The sequence below is a fragment of the Peribacillus muralis genome, from assembly GCF_001439925.1.
GTDB classification, from domain to species: domain Bacteria; phylum Bacillota; class Bacilli; order Bacillales; family DSM-1321; genus Peribacillus; species Peribacillus muralis.
The window spans coordinates 1-21,348 of sequence record NZ_LMBV01000008.1; the positions used below are offsets into that span (position 1 = coordinate 1).

A 21,348-nucleotide genomic window follows, 5' to 3' on the forward strand; every position below is an offset into this window, starting at 1 on the left:
AGCCATTCTTCACCATATCAGCGATGACAAGGGCATCTTTTTTATCACTTTTGGATTGCGTATTATCACGATTTTCTTTGTTTCTTTTGACATGGTGAGGATTGACGGTGACGACATCCATGTTTTGTTTGACTAGCCACTTTGAAAGGTTTATCCAATAGTGTCCGGTAGGTTCCATTCCGACTATTGTTGTGTCTAGGTTTTTCATTTGTTTCAATTCCTGGATCCAGTTTAGTAATCGAGTAAAACCCTCTTCGTTATTTTCAAAAGACAAGGGTTTCCCGACCACAATGCCCCGAAAGTTTACAGCACGGGCCACGTGTACGTGTTGGGCAATATCCACACCAACAACTAGATGTTGATCCGTAATTCTCTCAATTAGTTGATTTTGTTTGTTTTGCATTTTAAAATTCATAGTAGGGCTTCCTCCTTAAGATTTTGAGTTAGATTGGTCTCTATACTCGTATCTTACTGAGGGGCTCTATTTTTTTCAAACCTGATATTTAACGATCTACAGGAATGNAGGGGCAGTTTAGTTCATTAAGAAACCACACTTATTTTGGAAATCATTGTTATAATGAAGTGAATAATTTCGTTAGGAAGGCTGCTGCGGTAACCCTTTTCTTAATGTACTAAAGGGTGCGATAGGTGATATCAGAGCTGTATATAAGGCGGCTCTTTTTTCTTAATAACAGTAAGGGAGCAAAGATAATGACTGATAATATAATACTGATAGAGGAGTTCAAAAATACCGAAATAGATGAAAATTTAAAATGGTTTTCCCCGCCTAACGAGTGGAGTCATAATTACGAGAGCTCGAACTTAATAATTAAAACTGATAAGCAAACAGATTTTTGGCAAAAAACACATTATGGTTTTCAAGCTGATAATGGACACTTTTTGTACTATGTAGTAAACAGAGACTTTAGATTGACTACTAAAGTAAAATCAAAACCAAAGAATAGATACGACCAAGCTGGCTTAATGGTGAGATTTTCAAGTGATACTTGGTTAAAGACTTCTGTTGAATATATACCTGATGGCAATAGTAAATTAGGTGTTGTTGTAACTAATCAAGGTTATTCTGATTGGTCTAGTCAGGAATTTTCAGAAGACCAGAATTCAATTTTTTATCGAATAACCAGAAGAGAAAACAATTACTATGTTGAATATTCATTAGATGGTATTCAGTGGAAACAAATAAGAATGGCCCACCTCGTTAAAGAGACAGATAATATTAAAGTTGGCATCTATGCTTGCAGCCCACAAGGAGAAGGTTACGAAGCAGAGTTTGACTTTATTAAAATTGAGAATATATATAATGATACAAAAGTTTATTAATAATTTAGGATTACCTTAATGTCTTAATGAACTAACGGGTGCTTTAGCTGTAGATCGGAGCTGTCTTTAAGGCAGTTCTTTTCTTATGGCACTAACGGGGCAGGTTAATTTCATAAGCGTAGTGTATTCGTACTGTGACTTAAATCGTAAAGAGTATCTAAAAACGGCAGACTATTAATCAAATAGCTGATGAATACCAACCTCTCCATATAGAATAGAATCAATCCAAAAAATTGTTTGCTCTAAATAAAAAGAAATGAAGCATTGATGAAATAATAACCTGCGATTTTTAATATGGCGATTTTGTTTCTTAGTTATCTGCTGCATTTTATATAATTCGCGGATCATGTAAAGTAAAAGGAGACTTAGCGATTTATGGCTATAACCATGATTAAGAACGCCTAAATCGATGTGTTTTTAATTTTACGAGGTTATTTTAGAATATAGGAGATGTATATCTGATGAAACAAAACAAATATGATGATTCGAAATTCTTTTCTGCATATAAACAAATGCCACGTTCTATCAAAGGACTTGAAGGTGCGGGAGAATGGCATGTATTCAAATCATTAATACCAGAATTACGAAATAAAAATATGCTTGATTTAGGATGCGGTTTCGGTTGGCATTGTCGATTTGCTCGTGAACAACAAGCAGGTTCAGTGGTAGGTATAGATATATCTGAAAAAATGATTCAACAGGCTCGTGAACAAACAGATGATCCTTCAATTTCATATTTACAAATGCCAATTGAAGACATCGAGTTTCCCAACTCACAATTTGATGTGGTTATCAGTTCGTTGGCTTTCCACTACATTGAATCATTTGAAGTTATTTGCAAAAAGGTGCATGAATGTCTAAAGCCAGGAGGTACTTTCATTTTTTCAGTTGAACATCCCATATTTACTTCTCGAAATGAACAAGATTGGTATCTCGATAATCAAGGAAATCGTCTGCATTGGCCAGTAGATAATTATCAGTCAGAGGGAGTACGAGACACTACATTCTTAACAGGAAATGTAATTAAATACCATCGTGTAATCTCAACATATATAAATGACTTAATTGGGGCTGGATTTGCATTAAAAGCCGTTAAAGAACCCATGCCTTCAGATGAAATGTTGAAGAACAATTCACTGATGAAAGATGAGAAACGAAGACCTATGTTCTTGATTATTTCAGTAGAAAAAGAGAGTGCTTCAAACTAACAGAGATATAATCAATCCTTTATGTGAGAGTTTTTAGGATTTTTTACTGAACTAACGGGTGCGTTCGTATTATAAGGTTAGCCAGTTTTTAAACTGTACCCTATAGAGTAGACACTAAAAAAAGGTCTGCTATGTAGGGTCTTTTATGTATAATGAAAAAAATGGGAGAATCGGAGAACAATTAAATGCGAAAAAAACTCTTTACTGAGAAAGAAATAGAAATACTATCTAATAATCCATATGTTAAATCTATAAGTTCAAAGGGTGTTACATATACAGACGAATTTAAGAGGATTTTTATAGCTGAAAATGAAAATGGTAAGTTGCCAAGGCAGATTTTCGAGGAGAATGGTTTTAATATTGAAGTCATAGGTATTGTCAGAGTACAAAGGGCAGCCTCCAGGTGGCGTACTGCTTATAAAAAATCAGGAGTTTTGGGACTTAGGGATACGCGTAGTGATAATTCGGGGAGACCAACTCAGAAGGAGCTTTCTCTAGAAGAAAAGAATGCTAGATTAGTAGCACAAAATCAATTGTTGAGAGCTGAGAATGAATTACTAAAAAAGTTAGACATGATGGAAAGGGGGATGAAGAAAAACGAGTAAAAGTCTCTGCTGAACAGAGGTTTCTTTTAATACGTTCAGTAATAGAAAAGTATCTACTTAAAAATATGGTGAGTTTCTTATGCGAAATTGCGGGAGTTTCTCGCTCTGGTTTTTATAACTACTTTTCTTCACAAGCTCAGGAAAGAAGAGAGCGAAGAGAAGAAAAAGACTTGATACTTAAAGAAAATATTTTAAATGCTTTTCATTTTAAACGCCGCAAAAAAGGTGCACGTCAGATTAAGATGACGTTAGAAGGACAGTTTCGAATTACATATAACTTGAAGCGAATCCGAAGGATTATGAGGAAATACAAGATTGTTTGTCCTATTAGAAGAACCAACCCTTATCAGAAGATGTTGAAAGCCACTCAAGAACACACCGTTCTGCCGAACTTATTAAACCGAGAGTTTAAACAAGCAATTCCAGGAAAAGTATTACTTACTGATATTACATATTTATATTATGACAATAGACAAAAGGCTTATTTATCCACGATTAAAGATAGTTCAACGAATGAAATACTTGCCTATAATGTGTCTAGCCGAATGACATTAGATTTAGCTACAGATACATTAGTAAATTTAACGAAGAATAAACGAGTAAAGTTTGCCGAAGGGGCCTTTATACATTCTGATCAAGGAGTACACTATACTAGTCCCACTTTTCAGAAACACGTAAAAAAACTAGGACTTGGGCAATCCATGTCAAGAAGAGGGAACTGTTGGGATAACGCTCCACTAGAGACCTTCTTTGGTCATTTCAAAGATGAAGCCTATATTAAACCTTGTAATACTATAGAAGAACTTAAAAAGGAAATAAGAAGTTATATGACGTACTATAACAATTTCAGATATCAATGGAACTTAAAGAAGATGACTCCTATTCAATACAGAAATCACCTTCTCCAAGTGGCATGACCTTTTTTTAAAATGTCCTTTACATAGGGTACAGTTTATTTTACTGGTTGACCTTTTTTACGTCCTAAGCGAGATATGCTTACTACAACAACTGTGTCTCCTTTTCTAATTACTTCAAATAGTTGATGAAGCTTTTCTATCCTTTGTTGTTCCAGTAAACTTTTCTTTAACAATTTTTTCATAACCATAGTCAGTAAGCATACTTAGTTGGCGGTCCAAGTTTTAGTCAACTGTAGAGACACGTGCATAACCAATAAATATTTCTCCTAATAAAATGTGATACGTTCATTTAACTTGGGATAGTTTTTTGTAAAGGTATTTGGTAATCTGAAATCTTAGTAATAATATTAAAGTCTAGTAAAGTTAAAAATCATCGTTACAAAATAATGGTTTTTGGCAATATAATAAGCTACCTTTTGTGTGTTTGGAAATAAAATACAAGCTATGACCCAAAATTACATGTATCTCGGCTGAACCCCAAACAGGAGTAAGTACGAATACTTTACATGGTTGGATCAGAAATATAGTCAGAAACCTGAAGTCAAATCAGCACAAATTTTTTCTTCTCCTGACGCTGAATTACCAGAACCATATTATTTCCGAAAAATTGCATCAATTTGATTTTTAGTACCTTATTCATCCATTAAAAAATAGCCAGGCATCTGCCTGGCTTCGGTCGTTTCAATTCCATTTTCTTGAAATTTGTAGGCTGTTTCTATTGTTTCTCCACAAAAACTGAACTACTTACCCTTTTTTATTAATTTTTTGGTTCCAGACCGATCAAGTTTAAGAAGTATTCTAATCCTTTTTTACCAACTGTTGCTTTTGGTTCTTTTTTCGCTCCTGGGCCTTTTGCCATGAAGTTTTTCTCAATAAAACGAACGTCCGTTTCATTTACAACGCCGTCTTGGTTAAGATCTTGCGGCAAGATAGCGGAATCTGCTGTACCGTACACGTCGACTGTACTTTGGATGTCTGTAATGTCAATTACTTCATCTCCGTTCACATCGCCGGCAAGGCCAAGGTTCATAACACCCATTCCAATATATTGACCATAATAAGAACCTTTAAGTGGCACACCAGGAATGACTTGGTCATACGTTTTCAGATGACCCGGTACATCTACCACGACAGTATATTTCTTGTCAGAAGCAGGTACGCCCAAAATCGTGAATTTTCCTCGGTTGTCGATTGTCCCTTTATATTTCTTTCCGCTCGGAGATAACGCGTATACCTGTGCACCGATTTTAGTGTAATCACGCGGGAATGTTAATACCATACCACCCATTGAACTCGTTTTTGAGAATGCTTCTGGTATAATCGTTCCTTCTATTTTTGTATGCTTAGATATAAAGTCGAAGCTGGATATGCTGTAATATGGAAGAGATGTCGCCTTTGATTCTCCTGCTTTTGTATAAGTGGATGTAGCCACTTTAAAGTCGGCATTTCCATAATACCATTCATCTCCCGTTACCTTAAACGTTACATCTAAGAATGGCATATCTTCGTTCAGACCCGCAAATTCGCCCCCGTTTAACGAAGCATTCACTGTAACAGTGGAAGTAGCACCAGACCCTTTGAAAACTGGATCATTCAGTACTGCATCTAATCCATTTTTATTTACATATTTTTCCAATGCTTTATTTATTTTCACATTTTTGAATGTGAATAATGATGAATTATATTGTACACCATATGTTCCCGATACAAGTTCCTTCACGTTGTTGAGACTGAGTGTCATCGTGACCGTATCGCCTAACTTCACTTCTTGCTTGTTGTAACTGGAAGTAAGGTACTCTTTTCCTTCTTTCATGTAAATATACTTTTGGTATTCTACATTCGTTGCAATGTCAGAAGCGGCAAAAAATACATACAATGGCCCATTTGCAATATCAGTTGGTTGAATACCAAATTCCACATCACCGTTTGCTGCTACAGGCGGCCAAATACTTCCATAGTACGGAAGTCCATTTGTATTTATGGCACTGTACATTTTGTTAGCAGATTGATCATACTGCAATCCTTTTGATTGTAATACGTGAATGGAATCATCTGATACTTTGCCGTGTGTCCAGAACGCTTTCTTGCCGAATTCTTCTGTGTACATGGAATCATTGATTTCGTATACGCCAGGTTTGTTGTCAAAGTTTACTTCTGGTTTTGTGTTGTCTACAAGCATAATAGAACCAGCTGTGTACGATTTCCCTTCTGCATCTTGCCCGATCATTTCAAGCGTATAATCTCCCTCTGGGACCTCAATCCATTTATCTGAGATTGGGTGAGCAGGGTCGCCTGTAAACAGACGGACTTGTCCTGTAAAGGCACCTAGAACCCTGTATAGCTGATCAGGTTTCGCCGTCTCTACATTGAATGATTGTACAAATCCAACTACATTTCCAGTTTTATTGTCCTTTAAGATGACATCCACTGTTTTCATAGGACTTTTTAGTTGGAAAGTAGCATCAACGCGTGGAGTCCAATACTGCCACATTGGTGTATTATTTGACATAGCTTTTCTGTCTGTTTGGAAAGACTCGATACCTCGTTCAGTGATACGGACCGCAAACGGAATTTGATATGTTTCACTTGGGTTGCTTGTATTTGTGACATGAATGTATCCTTCATAACGGCCTTCTGCCGCACTTTGAGGGATAGTGATTTTCGGCTGGATGCTTGTCGATTTGCCGCTAGCAACCGTGATGCTGCTTGGTACGTCCAGCTTTATGCCGTTAGCTGCTGCATCTTCGATGCCTGTACGTTCTCCATGATACTCCACATCTACATTAAAAGTTTTATCTTCTTCGCCACGGTTTTTGATGACCATATTGCGGCTGTCTTCCACTGGTACGCTCACCGGTTTGTAATGGCTGCCGAAAGAAATAGAAGCTGTTTCATTCGGAATCTCTATGCTTTGATTGTTTTCAATGCTTTCTGACGTATCCATCACTTTGATAGAAATATCTGTGTGAACAGCTTCGTAAGCATCGATACGCCCTGCACCTTGTTCATACACAGAGTTATCACCTTTTAAGTCTACTGCCGTATTCATCAAGGCTGCTTTCACATCAAATGGAGAATAGCCAGGGTGAGATTGTAGAATTAGTGCCGCCACCCCTGCCACGTGAGGCGTCGCCATGGACGTTCCTTGTTGACGTGCATAGGCTTTCGTGTAATCTACTCCATCTTGCGGACTGTTCATATACTCTGGAATCGTAGAGAAAATCGCTACACCAGGCGCGACTACATCCGGTTTAATGTCGTAACTGGTGCCTACAGGGCCGCGGGAACTAAAGCTTGCCAAGGAGTCACCCTCTGTTTGCAGGTTTGCCAAATCTCCAAATGTAAGAGATGTATTATCACCTAATGCTTTTAAACGTTCTCCGTCTGCTTTTGGTAAGCGGAAGGATGGAATGAGCCCATTCGCTTCGCCTAGATATGACGTGATTTCTCCTTCGATATTGTTGTAAACAATAACGGCTTTAGCACCTGCCTGTGCTGCGTGTTTGATTTTATCAACAAATGCGATTTCCCCGCGTTCAATCAAGGCAATTTTGCCAGTTAAATCTTTACCAGTGAAGTCTTCTCCTTTTCCAAGACCTGCAAACTCAACAGGAAGAGATTGGTTTTGCAGCGCTTCTAGGTTATCTGTAAAGTCTTTACCAAACAACTTGACGTTCTCAAATGTTTGATCACCTGCTGTCATCGAGGTAAACATTGAAATGTTCATCGCAAAATCACTTGCGCCAACTGAAATACCAAGTGCAGCCGTTCCAGGAGAACCGAGCGTTTTTTCGTTTGGACCGTTGTTTCCTGCCGCAACTACACTTACTACACCAGACAGCATTGCATTGTTTATCGCAACAGATGTCGGATATAATGGGTCATTCGTAGACGCGCCGAGAGACAGGTTAATCACATCCATGCCGTCTGCAACTGCTTTATCGATACCGCTTAGAACACTGGATGATGTTCCAGAACCGTAAGGACCAAGCACACGATAGCCGTATAAATCTACATCAGGAGCTACTCCTTTTACCGCATAGTCCACATTGTTCTTCTGTTCTCCAGCGATCGTACCAGATACATGTGTTCCATGACTTGTGTAATAGGAACTTCCATCAGAGCTGTTTTCAGGCTGATTGGATGCCTGCCAGTCCTTGTATGATGTTTCCATCGGATCTGCATCGTTATCGATGAAGTCCCATCCTTTTACCGTTTCAGGCTCCACTCCTTTCGAGTCCCCGAAAGACGATCGGAATCCCTGATACGCATATTTCAAATCAGGGTGATTATAGTCAATACCAGTATCTAGCACACCGACTTTAATGCCTTTTCCAGTCAATTTTTCAGCATGTAGCTTGTCCACTCCGATTTGCGGAATGCTGTCCATCATTTTGGACTCTGATGCGGCTTTTTTGTACGCCGGAAGATCAACCTGGATCACGTCGTCTTTCCATACACGTTTGACAACGCCGGATGCGACTAAATCTTCAATTGCCGTTCCAGGAATTGTAATTGCCACGCCCGTGATAGCAGAGCGGTATTCTCTCGTAATCTTTGACTCATTCAATTGTTCACTAGCATTCTTTTGTGTCTTTAAAGTTTGAATTCTTTGTTTAAACTCACTATGAGCTTGTTCGACCTTGACAGCTGCCGTTTTCGAAGTCATGCGCAATCCTTTCGCGGCTTGTTTCATAACTTCGACTTTCGCCGGTGCTTGATTGAATTCGACAATGACGTTTACTAGCTCCGGACTTTTTGTATCAATATTTGGTGCAACCACAAATCCTGGTTTTGCTTCAAGTTGCTGAAGCGCTTTTCGCTGTGCATCTGTCAATTTCATTAACACTTGTTTGGCATCATCCATTGACTGGACTTGATTTGATTGCGCCAATACGTTATACGGTACAGAGCCTGATGCCAATACACTGGTTATCAATGTACCTGCAAGAATTCCTTTCAATATCTTCTTCTGCATACGAATCCCCCTTAGTTGTATGAACAAGCAGCCATTAGTAGTTGCAAGTCACCTAGTTTGCTAGATATGTTGTGTATAGAAAAGGAGAAATCTTGACTTTAAATAAAAGTAAAATTTCCTTCCCTATCAAAATCTACGCTGTTTCCCTTTCTGTTAATAGTTTCATTGTATCAGGGATTGATGCATTTTTATTTTCCGAAAAATCTATCAAACTTAAATTTTTTTAAAATTCAATCAGAGAGCTTGATCACCTTTTGCACTGAATCATAATCTTCTAGAATATTAAACTGTAGTGGTAAAAGAATTTTAGTGAATTTGAAAATACTACTTAATTTAACTTATTTATACATAAGCAGAGCTTATGCAAATAGAGATAATATGCATTCTTTCGAAGTTTACTTCGTACCTGTTAAGGAAGTTATTTAGTAATGAAGAAATATTACGTAGTATATGTTGACATAAAAAAAAGACCAGAGTGTATGATATTTCCCGAATATAAGGAAGTAATTGGAGATCTATTTTTTGAAACTGGTACAATTGGAGTTACATAGAAAGAACAATAAATGTAGTAAATAGAAAGAGGAACTCATTAAATTTTCATGATAAAGGAGAAGCTGCCTCTATGAAGAAATTTTATAAAGGAGTTATTATTGGAGTAAGTGTTGTAATTTGTTTTGGCTGTCAATCTAAGATTTTGGATGGAGAAAAAATGGATTCAAAAACGGGAAATGAAAAGGAGGTAATCGAAACGGTGAAAACACCTATATATGTTGATCCGAAGATCGATTTAACGAGCGAAAAGAGAGGTTCTATTATTATCCAATTTAGAACTAAGCCAGCCAGAATAGCAGTGTTGGAAGCAAAGGCAAAAGGACAGACACTAGCGTTAGAAAAAGCCATGAAAGATGTGGAAGAAAGTCATATGCGATTTCAAAAGGAGATTCAAGTATTATTAGAAAAAGTTCCTTATTCAATTACCGGAACGTATAAGACTGTCTACAATGGGGTTACCATGGAACTGCCGGCTTACAAAATCAAAAGACTGTTAGAATCTTCGGAAATATCTACGATACATTCCAATAAAGAAATTCAAATTGATCCACCGATACTGCCGTTTGAGCAAATGTAAATGGTTGAAATATTTGGTTCTGGTGCGAAAATAATGTACTAGAACTATAGAGTGGTAATATCCTGTTAACTTTGAGATTAAGCAGCTACTCCGAACAACTTATGAATGAATTCAACCTCGTTTCGGGCAGACTTTTCCCGTTGATGAGGTTGATCTTTTTTAACCATAGGCATAGCTTCGATACCACTCAAAATATAGGTGACCGTTCGAAACGATTTCAATCCCAACATAGAACGGACCTGCACGATACAAATACATCCATTGTCCTTTTACTTTTATGTATGTTTCATCTGCTCTCCACGATTCATTGGTCTCCTTGATCGGAAGATTTCTTCATCTTTTTTTGTTTTAAAAACGGGTTTCAGAGCTTGGATTGTTTGTTCATTCGCTATTTTTCGATTAATCATTAAATCCTGGACATACTGATACTATTAATCTAAAAAAGGTGCGTGATAGTATGGAAAATCAAAAATTATTCAAGTGGAAACATTATCAGCCTGACATGAATTCGTTAACAGTGTTCTGGTTCTCCCGGTACAACTTGAGCTTTCGTGATTTAGTGGAGATGATGGAAGAACGCGGCTTATCGATGCCTCTCAACGGTTATGCGTTCGGGTCAGGGGGGACGGTGTCATCTTATTGCCCCTAATAAAGCAGGAGCAGTAATTGAAGGGTATGATATTGTAGCAAAGTCAACAAAAGAGATATAGAGATTAGTTGGAATTGTCTTTAAATTCTTGCACCATAACCATATTTTTTGAATTGATAGAATTTTTAAAAAATAAAATCCCGGCAAATCTAAATATAATGAGAGATGAATTGAGATAAAGAAATGATGGGAAGGGAGGTATGAATTACAGAATCACGAGAGGCTTAAAAACATTGACGTAAAGTAGAGAAAAAGTTGTCACTAAACGTTGCGAAACAAAAAGCAGAATAAGGATGAGGCATTCAAAACAGATTTGCAAGTCATTTATAGAATGGTTTTTGCAGGCCTGTCCTTAATTCTACAATGCCGGAAGTACTCTCTTCGCTTTTAAGATTTATAGAAAGTTATCTTTGAAGTAAAAAATGTAAAAAAATACATTTAATGGTCTCACAATTGAACTGCCTGCTAACAAAGTCAAAGCATAGCTTCAATCCAATACGATAAAAGCCTTATGGACCAGTGAAAAGGTTTATGTTGAGCCTCCTGCTCAGCAGGATGATTCTTCCTCCTATAATAAAGAAAAGGAAGGCTGACATTTCTAGGTGGTGATACATTACATGCAGAAGGCCAAACCGAAGAAGGAATCAAGATTCGCAAAGATAACTGTCCGAAAATATAATTAGAAATGTAGAGGGGTTGAATCAATGGGAATAAGTAAATTTTCAAAAGTCGCACTAAGTTTTGGGCTGCTTATAGGAGCCGTCGCACCTATAAGCTATGGATCTATTGGACATGCAGAAACTCAATCAAATGCAATGAACATTTTAGCTAGTTTATCGAAAGAACAACGTGAAGCTTTGCAAAAATTAGAAGCAAACCGGTCTTTGCAGGGACTTCAGTTATCAAGGGACATTAATTTGGAGAGCGCAGATGAAGTATCGGTTATTGTTGAATTTAAACAGCTTCCTGCAAAGGTAGAAAAAGTTCAAAAATCTTTAAAGGGAGAAGACATTTCTCTTGAAACGGCTAAGAAAAAGGTAGAGGAGTCTCACAAAAAGTTTAAGGAAGACCTGCAAAACAAAATAGGGAAAAAGACTAAATCGGGAAAAGCGAAGTATGAGATTAAACATACTTATGAATATGCTTTTAATGGAGCTGCTGTAACATTGCCGGCCAATGAACTTCAGAATCTTCTAGAATCTGAAATTGTTAAGGCAGTTTATAGTGAATTAGAAGTAAAGCTTGCCCTGCCTAAAACCAATGAGGAAGAAGGGGCCGCTACAAAAGTAGACAGCATTCCTTTCTTAAACATCGATAAACTGCATGAAGAAGGCTTTACAGGAAAAGGGATTAAAGTCGGCGTTATAGATACAGGTGTGGATTATAGCCATCCGGATTTAAAAGCTGCCTATAAAGGCGGATATGATTTCGTAGACAATGACGACGATCCAATGGAAACAACCTATGATGATTGGAAAGCAGCACCCAATTATCCTGAAACCAATCAAGGCAGTACTTATTATACAGAGCATGGTTCACATGTATCAGGAACCATTGTAGGCAGAGCGGCAAATGATTCTGATTATAAAGTAATTGGAGTGGCACCTGAGGCGGATTTGTATGCCTATCGTGTATTGGGGGAATACGGGAGTGGATACAATAGTGCAATCATTGCTGGTATTGACCGTGCCGTTGCCGATGGAATGGATGTTATAAATATCTCTTTAGGAGCTTCAACGAACAATCCGCTGGATGCTTCAAGTTTAGCGGTTGATAATGCTGTATTAAGCGGTGTTACGGCTGTCGTTGCAGCGGGAAACACGGGAGATTTGGGAAATAGTACACTTGGTTCTCCAGGAGCTGCCGCATTAGCATTAACGGTTGGTGCAAGTTCTGCCTCATCATTTGTAACGACTTATGACAGCCGGATTTCAGTTGAAGGGCAAGAACTCAATGGAAACTTGCAGTTAATGACCAAAAAATGGACAGATGATTTCAGTAATCTGAAAGGGCAGTCGTTTGAGTTGGTTGAAGCAGGTGAAGGAGGTCCGGAGGATTACAAGAATAAAGATGTTAATGGAAAAATAGCCTTTGTGGCTCGTGGATCCTATACTCTTATTGATAAGATGAAATATGCAAAACAAAATGGTGCAGCAGGAGTCATTATTTTTAATAACAACGCAGAAGAAGGACATATTCCTCACTACTTGGGTGAAAGCAATGACAATATCCCAACCTTTTCATTAACGAATAAAGAAGGATTAGCTGCTAAATCACTTTTTAATTCAGATACTCCTTCTATCACGTTTGGTGAAGCGGCACAAGGAGAAATCAAAGGTGATGAGCTTGCTTCATTCAGTTCAAAAGGACCATCAGGAATATTGTATGATATCAAGCCAGAGGTGACAGCACCAGGAGTGAATATTCTCTCAACGGTACCTTCTTATATCCAAAATAAAGAAGATCAATCAGACTATTCACATGCATACCAACGATTGTCAGGTACTTCGATGGCTTCGCCGCATGTAGCAGGTATTGCTGCATTGCTGCTACAAGAACATCCCGATTATACACCAAGCGATATTAAATCCGTGCTGATGAATACAGCGGATCCATTGATCAATCAATATAGTGTTTATGAAGTAGGAGCTGGCAGGGTCGATCCGATGCAAGCCATTCATGCTGACACCATTATTTCCATTCTCGATGAGACGCCATATATTGAAAATGGAGAGGAAAGAATCATACCGGAACAAACCGGTGGCCAAAGCTACGGTTTCATCCCGATGGATGATGAAAATGTTTCGAAAACAACGAAACTATCTATCATTAATAATAGTAAAGAAAATAAAAAATATGATATTTCCGTAGAGTATAATGTTGGAGCAAAGGCGTCAAGTTCGTTAGATGCAGAGAAAAATGGTGTAAAAGTAAATGTACCGGACTCCATTAAAGTAAAAAAGAAAAAAGAAGAACGCTTTAATGCATTCCTTACAATTCCGAAGTCTGCCCAAAAAGGTACGTATGAAGGATATATCAGTTTTGAAAATCAAAAGGATCCAGAAGATAGCTACCGCATTCCATTTGGAGCGAAAGTAGTGGAGGAAGGAATTGGATACTTTAAGGTTCATACACCAAGTATCTCGACAAATCGTGTAATTAACCCTTACAGCAGAAAAGCGACAGATCTCGATTTCAAATTAAATTCTCCTATGGAAAAACTTGATTGGGTATTGGTGGATCCAGAGACGAAAGAAGAATTAGGGTGGATCATGGGGGTTGATGTAACGGGAGCAGCCATTGATTATGATTATTGGCTTGATGATGGATTTGCAGGCTATTATTATCCATTTACAGGTAATGATAAGAAGCCGATCAGCTATACAAAAGTGAGGGCAGAAGAAGGGATTTATGAAATGAAAATGATTGGAACGGCGAAAGACGGAAAACAATATGTCAAAACGTCGGGCATCAGTCTTGATAATCAAGCACCAGCTGTTCATTTTGATGAAACGAACGCCATACCATCAGGGAATTTACCAATTGTTGAATTGCCTGAAGGGCAAAATACAGTTACGCTATCTGGAACAATACTTGATCATGAAATGAATGAAGCGAAAGAGGCCAATTTACCTCTCTCTCAAGCAAGCAACAAGCTTTGGTACGGGACAAATGGAGCTTCCGAAAGTATTGATGTCGACGAAAATGGCCGTTTTTCAAAAGAACTAAATGTCAGTGGATCTACTCTTATGGGATTGCAATTTCTTGGAGCCGATTTTGCGGGAAATACCGCTGTTCCAAAAGTTATCTATTATGTCAAACAGGGACAGCAATATGTGTTTGCGAAGCCAGATAAAGAATCGTACAAGATGGGAGAAGAAATTACTTATACGTTTTATGCCCATAATTTGAAAAATGCCCAAAATCTATCCATGAATTTTGATTATCATAATAAGGTCTTGGATGAGCCGATTACGTTCCAATTAGCTGCAGGCCTGCCGGAAGGGTCAGAATTAGTGGAAACTACCACTACACCAGGAACAACAAAGACGGTCCTTGATATTAAGATTCCGGATGAAGGAGTAACTGGAAATACTGCTTTATTTAAAATGACAGTCAATACAAATAAAGATGAGTTTAGGAATGTGTATTCACCATTGTTTAGTTACACTACAATTCAAGTGAATAATGGCACCAGGATTCCAGTGAAACTGGGTATTCACCCAATTTATCCAGCTTTCTCAAAAGTCAATGCAGGCTATTTAGGGGCAGAGGGGTTATTGACAGAAGAGGGCCGTTTGGATAAGAGCATTGATTACACGACAGTGGGGGCAACGGTTCAATTAGAAGGTTTGAATGGAAAGGTTTATCCTGCATCAATTGGAAAAGACGGTATAATTGACATGGGACAACTCCCTTTAGCCGTAAAGGAATATACCGTGATTATTGATGTGCCAGGACACTATACGACGTATACACCCCTATATGCAGGACGGAATGAGAGTGGCATCAATATAGGAGAGTATATTAATTATCGAACGGCTGTTTCAAAACCAGGCGATATTAACAAGGATCATGCAATTGATATCCAAGATGCTATGTTACTCCAAATGAATTGGGGAACAGACTATCGGAATACGGATATTAATTTCGATGGAACAACAGATGCAAATGACTTTAAACTTTTAGAAAAGTATTATTTAACAGAAAATGATTTTGTTATGGAGACACCAGATCCTCAATCTGAAGCAAATGGCAAAACAATTGAGACGATTAAAAAGGATTTGGGTATCATTCCTTAAATCAAAGTCTTAAATCAATATGGGTAAAGAAAGGGCAGTCAGAAATCGGGCTGTCCTTTTGATATTTATGAAAGCAAAACCGCAGCCAATCATAGTCCCAAAATTAATAGGTCTTTTTCTTGTTCTGGTGCAAAAATCTTAAACTGATGGAAAGTAATCTCTAAATCTTGGACATACTAATACTATAAATATCTGGGAAGGCACTTAATTATCAGAAGCACATTTATTTAAAGAAAAGGCGATTGAAAATGGTGTTCCCGAAGAAGACATTTTAGTAGAAAATATATCACTTCATACGAAAGAAAATGTTCTCGCTTCATTGTTAATCTTTTTCTATTATTGGTTATTATTTTCGTCATCTGAATCCAAATAAATTTGCTTTAATACTTCTAAGCCATCATATGTAAACCATTCCTCTAGTAGCTGACCGTTTACAATTTTAAGCTGATTAATACCGAATATTTCAATAGGTTTTCCGCTTGGTTGTCCGTAAATTCCGATTCCTTCATGTAGACCTTGTAATCTCCAGCGGACAGAAACATTCCAATCTTTGTCGGAACCCTTATTGTTGCAAGTTACTCTTTCTATCATGACTTTTGCGTTTGGAACAGAAGAAAATAAACTATTTAATTGTCCGTGAATTTGCTTATATCCTACTAATTCTTTGTTACAAATATAGTGAACTACTGCATTTTCCTGGGGTTATTAATGACCTAACGAGTGTTTTTGCTTAAGATTAGAGCTGCCTTTAAGGTAGCTCTTATTTATGCAACCAGAAAGTTGAATAGGACATTGCAGTAGATAAATAGAATAAATTGAGTATAAATAACGCTAATGATGGTGGTGGTCTTATTGAAAGAAAACATTCCAAATAAAATACATATTATCGGTTCAGTTGGGAGTGGAAAAACAACCTTAGCAAGAGAGTTATCGTCTAAGTTGAATATCCCGTTTTATGAACTGGATAATGTTATGTGGAAAAGGTATGAATCTGGAGATATTAGAAGAACGGAAGAAGAAAGAGAGGAATATTTTAATTCAATTATTCATTCTCCAACATGGATTGTCGAGGGGATTCATAACGAAGAATGGGTTTCTGATGGTTTCCGATATGCGGAATTGATTCTTTTCTTAGATACAAATTATTCGGTGAGAACATACCGAATTATCAAAAGGTTTTTCTTGCAAAAGATAGGAGTAGAACGGTCACATTATACACCCACATTTGAAATATTTTTTAAAATGTTTAAGTGGAACAGATACTTTGAAGAAGTAGGGAAACCGAATTTCTATAAAAAATTTGGGAAATACGATAATAAGATAGTAGTTGTGACAAATAAGAACGAAATTAAAGATTACTTTAACTAACATGAGGCTTATCAATGTACACTTTCACCTGCGTATTGTACATTGATTAATAATCCGAATTATTATATGTATTATATTTCGTATTTTAATACGTAGTATAATGTAAATTATGGTATGGTTTTAATAAGAATTACATATAATGAAGGGAGGAAATAAGAATGGAAGTGGATGCAATGACATTAGAACGCCCACGTTTTGATAAAAAACAAATTGTACCAGCAACGGCAGCCAGTAAAAGATTTGCAGAAGTTAGGAAAAATGCGAAACTTGAACCGCAATTTATATCAGATCACAATGAAATCGACTCTGTAGTTTTAAATTACGAAGAATATGAAAAAATGTTTATGGAGCTTAACTATCTAAGAAATTTAGAATACGAAAGACGAATTGCTGATCGAATAAAAATTGCTGATAAAAATGGTGTGAAATATAGTATCGAAGATGTACTTGGAAAAGATGGATTTGAGGAATTTAAGAAGATTGATCCAGATGTAATTCCTGACGAGGATTTATTTGAATAATGAAGAATAATTCCAAATATAAGATTGAGTTTATAGATAAGAAAGCAGTCAAAGAATATAAAAGGTTAGATGGTTCAGTTAAGAAATTAGTTGATATTGCACTTTCCAAACTAAGTTATCGAGCAGATGAAATAGGAAAACCGTTAGAAAGAGAACTTTTAGGGTGTAAAGAAATTAAGTTTCGTAAAGATGGAATTAGAATTATATTTAGAATCGTAAATGGACAGGTTGAGATAGTTGAAATTATTTCAATTGGTTCTAGGGAAGATGTAGTTTTTAAAGAAGCTTTAAAAAGGTTAGAAAAAACACTTAAATAATATATTTTAAGTGTTTTTTACTGTTTAAAAACCTACTTCATTATTCAAATATTTACTTTCATGAAAACCGGCTGTTTTGGAGTTAATAAAGTTTAATGGAAGGTTAGTAGAATAAGAATGTAGAATATAAGAATAAATTGCCAATATAATACATACATAAAATTAATTGAGAGGGGTTCTAATTTGAAGCTAAAAGAGATAGCTGACCTTTTTACAATCAAAGAAATAGAAGGGATTATGGATGTAGAAATTACAGGATTACAAATGGATTCAAGGAAAGTGGAGAAGGGGAATTTGTTTATTTGTGTACCAGCAGTTAATGGATTTCTTGAGGATAGACACGATTATGCAAAGGATGCCATTAGGAATGGTGCAGTAGCTTTGTTAGTCGAGCGTGATGTGGATATTGATGTACCAAAGATATTTGTTAAAGATGCCAGACGAGCAATGGCAGTTATTGCTTCGAATTTTTATCATCATCCCTCACATGAAATGAAGCTTATTGGAATAACAGGTACGAACGGTAAAACCACTACCTCTTATATCATTGAGAAAATTTTTACTGATTACGGACTTAAAACGGGTCTGATGGGTAATAACGGCGTTAAAATGAACGGAAATATGTATCCCACAGATATAAATACACAGGAACCCCCAACTTTACAAAGAAATCTTCGGAAAATGAAGGAGTACAATACGGAATATTGTGTTATGGAAGTTACTTCTCAAGGTTTAGACATGAAGCGTGTAATGGGATGTAACTTCAGAACAGCCATATTTACCAATCTTACTCAAGACCATATGGATTATCATGGATCAATGGAACAATATAGGAATACAAAAGGGCTTTTATTCTCTAGACTCGGCAATACATGTAAATCTAATGATGAAAAATATGCTGTCTTAAATGCAGATGACCCAAGCTTTGAATATTTTCGTAAATTATCAACTGCGGAAGTTATTACTTACGGAATCAATAATGATGCAGATGTTACTGCCAAAAACATCACCATGACAGCGCAGGGAATTGGGTTTTTACTTATTACTTTTAAAGGTGAAATTGACATACACCTGCCATTAGTAGGCAGTTTTAATATTTATAATGCATTGGCTAGTATAACCGCAGCGTTAATTGAAGAAATACCCCTTGAGAATATTAGAAGTAGTCTTTCCCAGTTATCAAGTATAAGGGGCAGGATGGAAATTGTGGATAAAGGACAAGATTTTCTTGTTTTAGTTGACTACGCTCATACTCCAGATGCTTTAGAAAATGTATTAAAATCAATTAAAGCGTTCACAAAAGGAAAGGTAATTACGGTTTTTGGGTGTGGTGGCGATAGAGATAAAGGAAAACGCCCAATTATGGGAGAAATCGCTAGCAGATACAGTAATCTTGTTTTTGTTACTTCTGACAATCCACGATCTGAAGACCCAATTACAATCATTAATGACATAGAAAAGGGAATGAAAAAGTCCAATTCATTAAAATATGAATTACTAGCTGATCGAGAAGAAGCTATTTATAAAGCTATTAAAGAAGCTACTTCAGGTGATGTTGTTATCATAGCGGGTAAAGGTCATGAAACCTCTCAAACATTTAAAAATAAAACCATTCATTTTGATGATAAAGAAATTGCGAGAAAGGCAATATCCGAGAAGTAGTGGTGCATGCAGGCTTGACGATGTCTTTAACGAGGCATCGTCTTTTTTGCAGTTAAAAACCAGAGGGTGCTAGATGAACAAGGAAAATTCACAATATAGATAGAATAAGTAATAACAAAGAAATTTAAATAAGGGGTGTGCACCACAGATGGATATTACCATCAAAAGAACAAGTTTAACTGAAGTGGATATGTTGTTGACGATTCAGAAAAAAGCTTTTGCAGAAGACTATAAGTTATACGAAGATCACGATACAACTCCTGTAAATGAGACACCAGAGAAATTAGTGGAAAACATAGAAAACGCTATTCATTACACAATCTTGTCAAATAACAACATTATCGGTGCAATAGATCTCCGTAAAAAAGACAATATGATATTATTAGACAAATTATTCATAGCGAACGAATATCAAAATAAAGGTCTTGGCACAAAAATAATGAAATTAATTGAAGCTGAATTTGCCTTAATAAAAGTTTGGCGTTTATATACGCCATATTTAAACAAAAGAAATCAGTATTTTTATGAGAAATTTGGCTACGAAAAAATAGGAGAGGTTCAGCTATCTGAAAAGCTATTGTTATTTAAATATGAAAAATGCATGTAAGAAACACTTATTGATCCAACAAGTACTTGACTGCAATTAGATAGTTACTTTGCCAGCTTTATGTAGGTCGAAAACCCCAAAGAACTTGAAACGAAATAGATACATAGGATAACAAAGAGGGAGAACGTCGGTATAAAAGAAGAAGTATGAATTATAATCTACTACGGAGGGAGTGGCTTAGGCAGCTTCTTTTCTTTTTGCACTGATAGGCATGCCTCAATCTAAATATTACCAAAAATAAAAATATAAGTCTATTTATTATTTGCTGAATATGGAAAAATTATGATAGTGTCAATGAAAAATTATCTCAAGAAAGAGGCGATTCTGAGCATGAAACAAAACATTTATGATCATCCGGAATTTTTCCAGAGTTACCGAACCCTACGTGAGTCTGAATTCAATTACAATGATTTACTAGAGCAACCTACCTTAAGAGGGTTGCTGCCTGAATTAAAGAATAAAAAGGTATTGGATGTAGGCTGCGGGATGGGGGGCTTCGCAAAGTATTGTGTTAAGGAACAGGCTCGCGAGGTCGTAGGGTTAGACATTTCTAGGAATATGATTGAAGCTGCCCGACAAAGAAATTCACATGAGCGAATTCATTATGTAAATATGGCATTAGAAGATTTTCAGTTAAGACAACATGAATTCGATGTTGTCGTTAGTTCACTAGCTTTACATTATATTAAGGACTATGATGTGGCGATAAAAAAAATTAACGGTTGTTTAAAAAAGATGGGGGTTTTTGTTTTCTCCATTGAGCATCCGATTGTAACAGCTAGAAGAAATATGGATAATTGGACAGTTGATAAAGAAAACAACAGATCACATTTTGCAGTTGATCATTATCAGGAAGAAGGTGAAAGGCAACAGCATTGGTATATAGATGGAATTGTTAAATATCACCGTACCTTTTCAACGCTAATAAATGAACTAATCCTGAATGGCTTTCAGGTTGAGCAAGTAATTGAGCCTATACCCGATAGTAAAGCAGTGAAAAGCTTACCAAAAATCATCAATGAGATGAGAAGACCGTCTTTCATGATCATTAGGGCAAAGAAGGTTTGGTAATGTTGGGGGTTGCTGCGGCAGCCTTTTTTATGGAACTAAATTGAAAACATCATTTCACTTATAAGATGATGAAGTCTTCCCCAAAGCTCAAGAAGGATATTAGGAACGACAAATAGAATGCTTTATACAAACTTAATCGTATAGAAAAAGTTTACAAAATAAACGGAGGGAGT

The 21,348-nt window shown here is 36.6% G+C and carries 13 protein-coding genes and 4 pseudogenes; 12 read left to right on the top strand and 5 right to left on the bottom strand.

The features are described 5' to 3' along the window. Nucleotides 1-415 (bottom strand): IS110 family transposase (locus tag ASU00_RS11990; RefSeq protein WP_152983746.1); only part of this gene is annotated, 415 nt, incomplete at its 3' end. Nucleotides 416-711: 296 nt separating this feature from the next. On the opposite strand from ASU00_RS11990, the gene ASU00_RS11995 reads away from it, so the two are divergent. From ASU00_RS11995 to ASU00_RS24500, 3 genes are all read left to right on the top strand, one after another. Then, nucleotides 712-1,341: a DUF1349 domain-containing protein gene (locus tag ASU00_RS11995; protein WP_057913710.1), complete on the top strand. Its 630-nt coding sequence runs from the start codon at nucleotides 712-714 to the stop codon at nucleotides 1,339-1,341. A gap of 461 nt (nucleotides 1,342-1,802) precedes the next feature. After that, complete coding sequence (locus ASU00_RS12000; protein ID WP_057913711.1) at nucleotides 1,803-2,549, top strand: class I SAM-dependent methyltransferase; 747 nt, start codon at nucleotides 1,803-1,805, stop codon at nucleotides 2,547-2,549. A gap of 185 nt (nucleotides 2,550-2,734) precedes the next feature. Continuing rightward, nucleotides 2,735-4,071, top strand: a protein-coding gene (locus ASU00_RS24500; RefSeq protein WP_413783525.1) for an IS3 family transposase whose coding sequence is annotated in 2 segments (ribosomal slippage) — nucleotides 2,735-3,119 and nucleotides 3,119-4,071 — 1,338 coding nt in all. Because the reading frame shifts where the segments join, the coding sequence is not laid out codon by codon here. Between the two features lie 56 nt (nucleotides 4,072-4,127). Here the strand turns inward: ASU00_RS24500 and ASU00_RS26175 are convergent. Together ASU00_RS26175 and ASU00_RS12015 are read right to left on the bottom strand one after the other, a co-directional pair. Beyond that, nucleotides 4,128-4,272: pseudogene (locus ASU00_RS26175) on the bottom strand (recombinase family protein); the annotation flags it as partial. Between the two features lie 556 nt (nucleotides 4,273-4,828). Beyond that, a complete protein-coding gene (locus tag ASU00_RS12015; RefSeq protein WP_057913714.1) occupies nucleotides 4,829-9,049 on the bottom strand; it encodes a S8 family serine peptidase in 4,221 nt (1,406 codons plus the stop codon). 622 nt (nucleotides 9,050-9,671) lie between these two features. On the opposite strand from ASU00_RS12015, the gene ASU00_RS12020 reads away from it, so the two are divergent. Further along, complete coding sequence (locus ASU00_RS12020; protein WP_082630273.1) at nucleotides 9,672-10,178, top strand: protease inhibitor I9 family protein; 507 nt, start codon at nucleotides 9,672-9,674, stop codon at nucleotides 10,176-10,178. A gap of 77 nt (nucleotides 10,179-10,255) precedes the next feature. On the opposite strand, the pseudogene ASU00_RS26930 reads toward ASU00_RS12020, so the two are convergent. After that, nucleotides 10,256-10,499 (bottom strand): annotated as a pseudogene (locus ASU00_RS26930) (DDE-type integrase/transposase/recombinase); the annotation flags it as partial. A 136-nt stretch (nucleotides 10,500-10,635) separates the two neighbouring features. Between ASU00_RS26930 and ASU00_RS24515 the strand changes: the two are divergent. Together ASU00_RS24515 and ASU00_RS26800 are read left to right on the top strand one after the other, a co-directional pair. Then, nucleotides 10,636-10,770, top strand: a pseudogene (locus ASU00_RS24515) (IS6 family transposase); the annotation flags it as partial. A gap of 761 nt (nucleotides 10,771-11,531) precedes the next feature. Beyond that, a complete protein-coding gene (locus ASU00_RS26800; RefSeq protein WP_057913715.1) occupies nucleotides 11,532-15,629 on the top strand; it encodes a S8 family serine peptidase in 4,098 nt (1,365 codons plus the stop codon). Nucleotides 15,630-15,965: 336 nt separating this feature from the next. Here the strand turns inward: ASU00_RS26800 and ASU00_RS12035 are convergent. Further along, nucleotides 15,966-16,310, bottom strand: a pseudogene (locus ASU00_RS12035) (ester cyclase); the annotation flags it as partial. 171 nt (nucleotides 16,311-16,481) lie between these two features. Between ASU00_RS12035 and ASU00_RS12040 the strand changes: the two are divergent. From ASU00_RS12040 to ASU00_RS12065, 6 genes are all read left to right on the top strand, one after another. After that, nucleotides 16,482-16,997 carry an AAA family ATPase gene (locus ASU00_RS12040; protein ID WP_057913717.1) on the top strand — a complete coding sequence of 172 codons (516 nt, stop codon included), beginning with the start codon at nucleotides 16,482-16,484 and terminating at the stop codon, nucleotides 16,995-16,997. A gap of 158 nt (nucleotides 16,998-17,155) precedes the next feature. Next, nucleotides 17,156-17,518, top strand: a complete 363-nt coding sequence (locus tag ASU00_RS12045; protein ID WP_057913718.1) for a hypothetical protein — start codon at nucleotides 17,156-17,158, stop codon at nucleotides 17,516-17,518. Beyond that, nucleotides 17,518-17,835 (top strand): type II toxin-antitoxin system RelE family toxin, encoded by a 318-nt coding sequence (locus ASU00_RS12050; RefSeq protein ID WP_057913719.1) that lies wholly within the window; start codon nucleotides 17,518-17,520, stop codon nucleotides 17,833-17,835. The genes ASU00_RS12045 and ASU00_RS12050 overlap by 1 nt, the downstream gene beginning before the upstream one ends. A gap of 183 nt (nucleotides 17,836-18,018) precedes the next feature. After that, the gene (locus ASU00_RS12055; RefSeq protein WP_057913720.1) at nucleotides 18,019-19,497 is read left to right on the top strand and encodes a UDP-N-acetylmuramoyl-L-alanyl-D-glutamate--2,6-diaminopimelate ligase; all 1,479 of its coding nucleotides are present in this window, start codon (nucleotides 18,019-18,021) and stop codon (nucleotides 19,495-19,497) included. Nucleotides 19,498-19,645: 148 nt separating this feature from the next. After that, nucleotides 19,646-20,104 (top strand): GNAT family N-acetyltransferase, encoded by a 459-nt coding sequence (locus ASU00_RS12060; protein WP_057913721.1) that lies wholly within the window; start codon nucleotides 19,646-19,648, stop codon nucleotides 20,102-20,104. Between the two features lie 330 nt (nucleotides 20,105-20,434). Continuing rightward, the gene (locus ASU00_RS12065; RefSeq protein WP_057913722.1) at nucleotides 20,435-21,175 is read left to right on the top strand and encodes a class I SAM-dependent methyltransferase; all 741 of its coding nucleotides are present in this window, start codon (nucleotides 20,435-20,437) and stop codon (nucleotides 21,173-21,175) included. Nucleotides 21,176-21,348 lie beyond the last annotated feature (173 nt).

What these genes read in the sequence shown, in the direction of transcription:
- ASU00_RS12065 (WP_057913722.1), top strand. Translation starts at nt 20,435, where the DNA reads ATGAAACAAAACATTTATGATCATCCGGAATTTTTCCAGAGTTACCGA.
- ASU00_RS12020 (WP_082630273.1), top strand. Translation starts at nt 9,672, where the DNA reads ATGAAGAAATTTTATAAAGGAGTTATTATTGGAGTAAGTGTTGTAATT.
- ASU00_RS12060 (WP_057913721.1), top strand. Translation starts at nt 19,646, where the DNA reads ATGGATATTACCATCAAAAGAACAAGTTTAACTGAAGTGGATATGTTG.
- ASU00_RS12015 (WP_057913714.1), bottom strand. Translation starts at nt 9,049, where the DNA reads ATGCAGAAGAAGATATTGAAAGGAATTCTTGCAGGTACATTGATAACC.
- ASU00_RS12045 (WP_057913718.1), top strand. Translation starts at nt 17,156, where the DNA reads ATGGAAGTGGATGCAATGACATTAGAACGCCCACGTTTTGATAAAAAA.
- ASU00_RS11995 (WP_057913710.1), top strand. Translation starts at nt 712, where the DNA reads ATGACTGATAATATAATACTGATAGAGGAGTTCAAAAATACCGAAATA.
- ASU00_RS12050 (WP_057913719.1), top strand. Translation starts at nt 17,518, where the DNA reads ATGAAGAATAATTCCAAATATAAGATTGAGTTTATAGATAAGAAAGCA.
- ASU00_RS26800 (WP_057913715.1), top strand. Translation starts at nt 11,532, where the DNA reads ATGGGAATAAGTAAATTTTCAAAAGTCGCACTAAGTTTTGGGCTGCTT.
- ASU00_RS12000 (WP_057913711.1), top strand. Translation starts at nt 1,803, where the DNA reads ATGAAACAAAACAAATATGATGATTCGAAATTCTTTTCTGCATATAAA.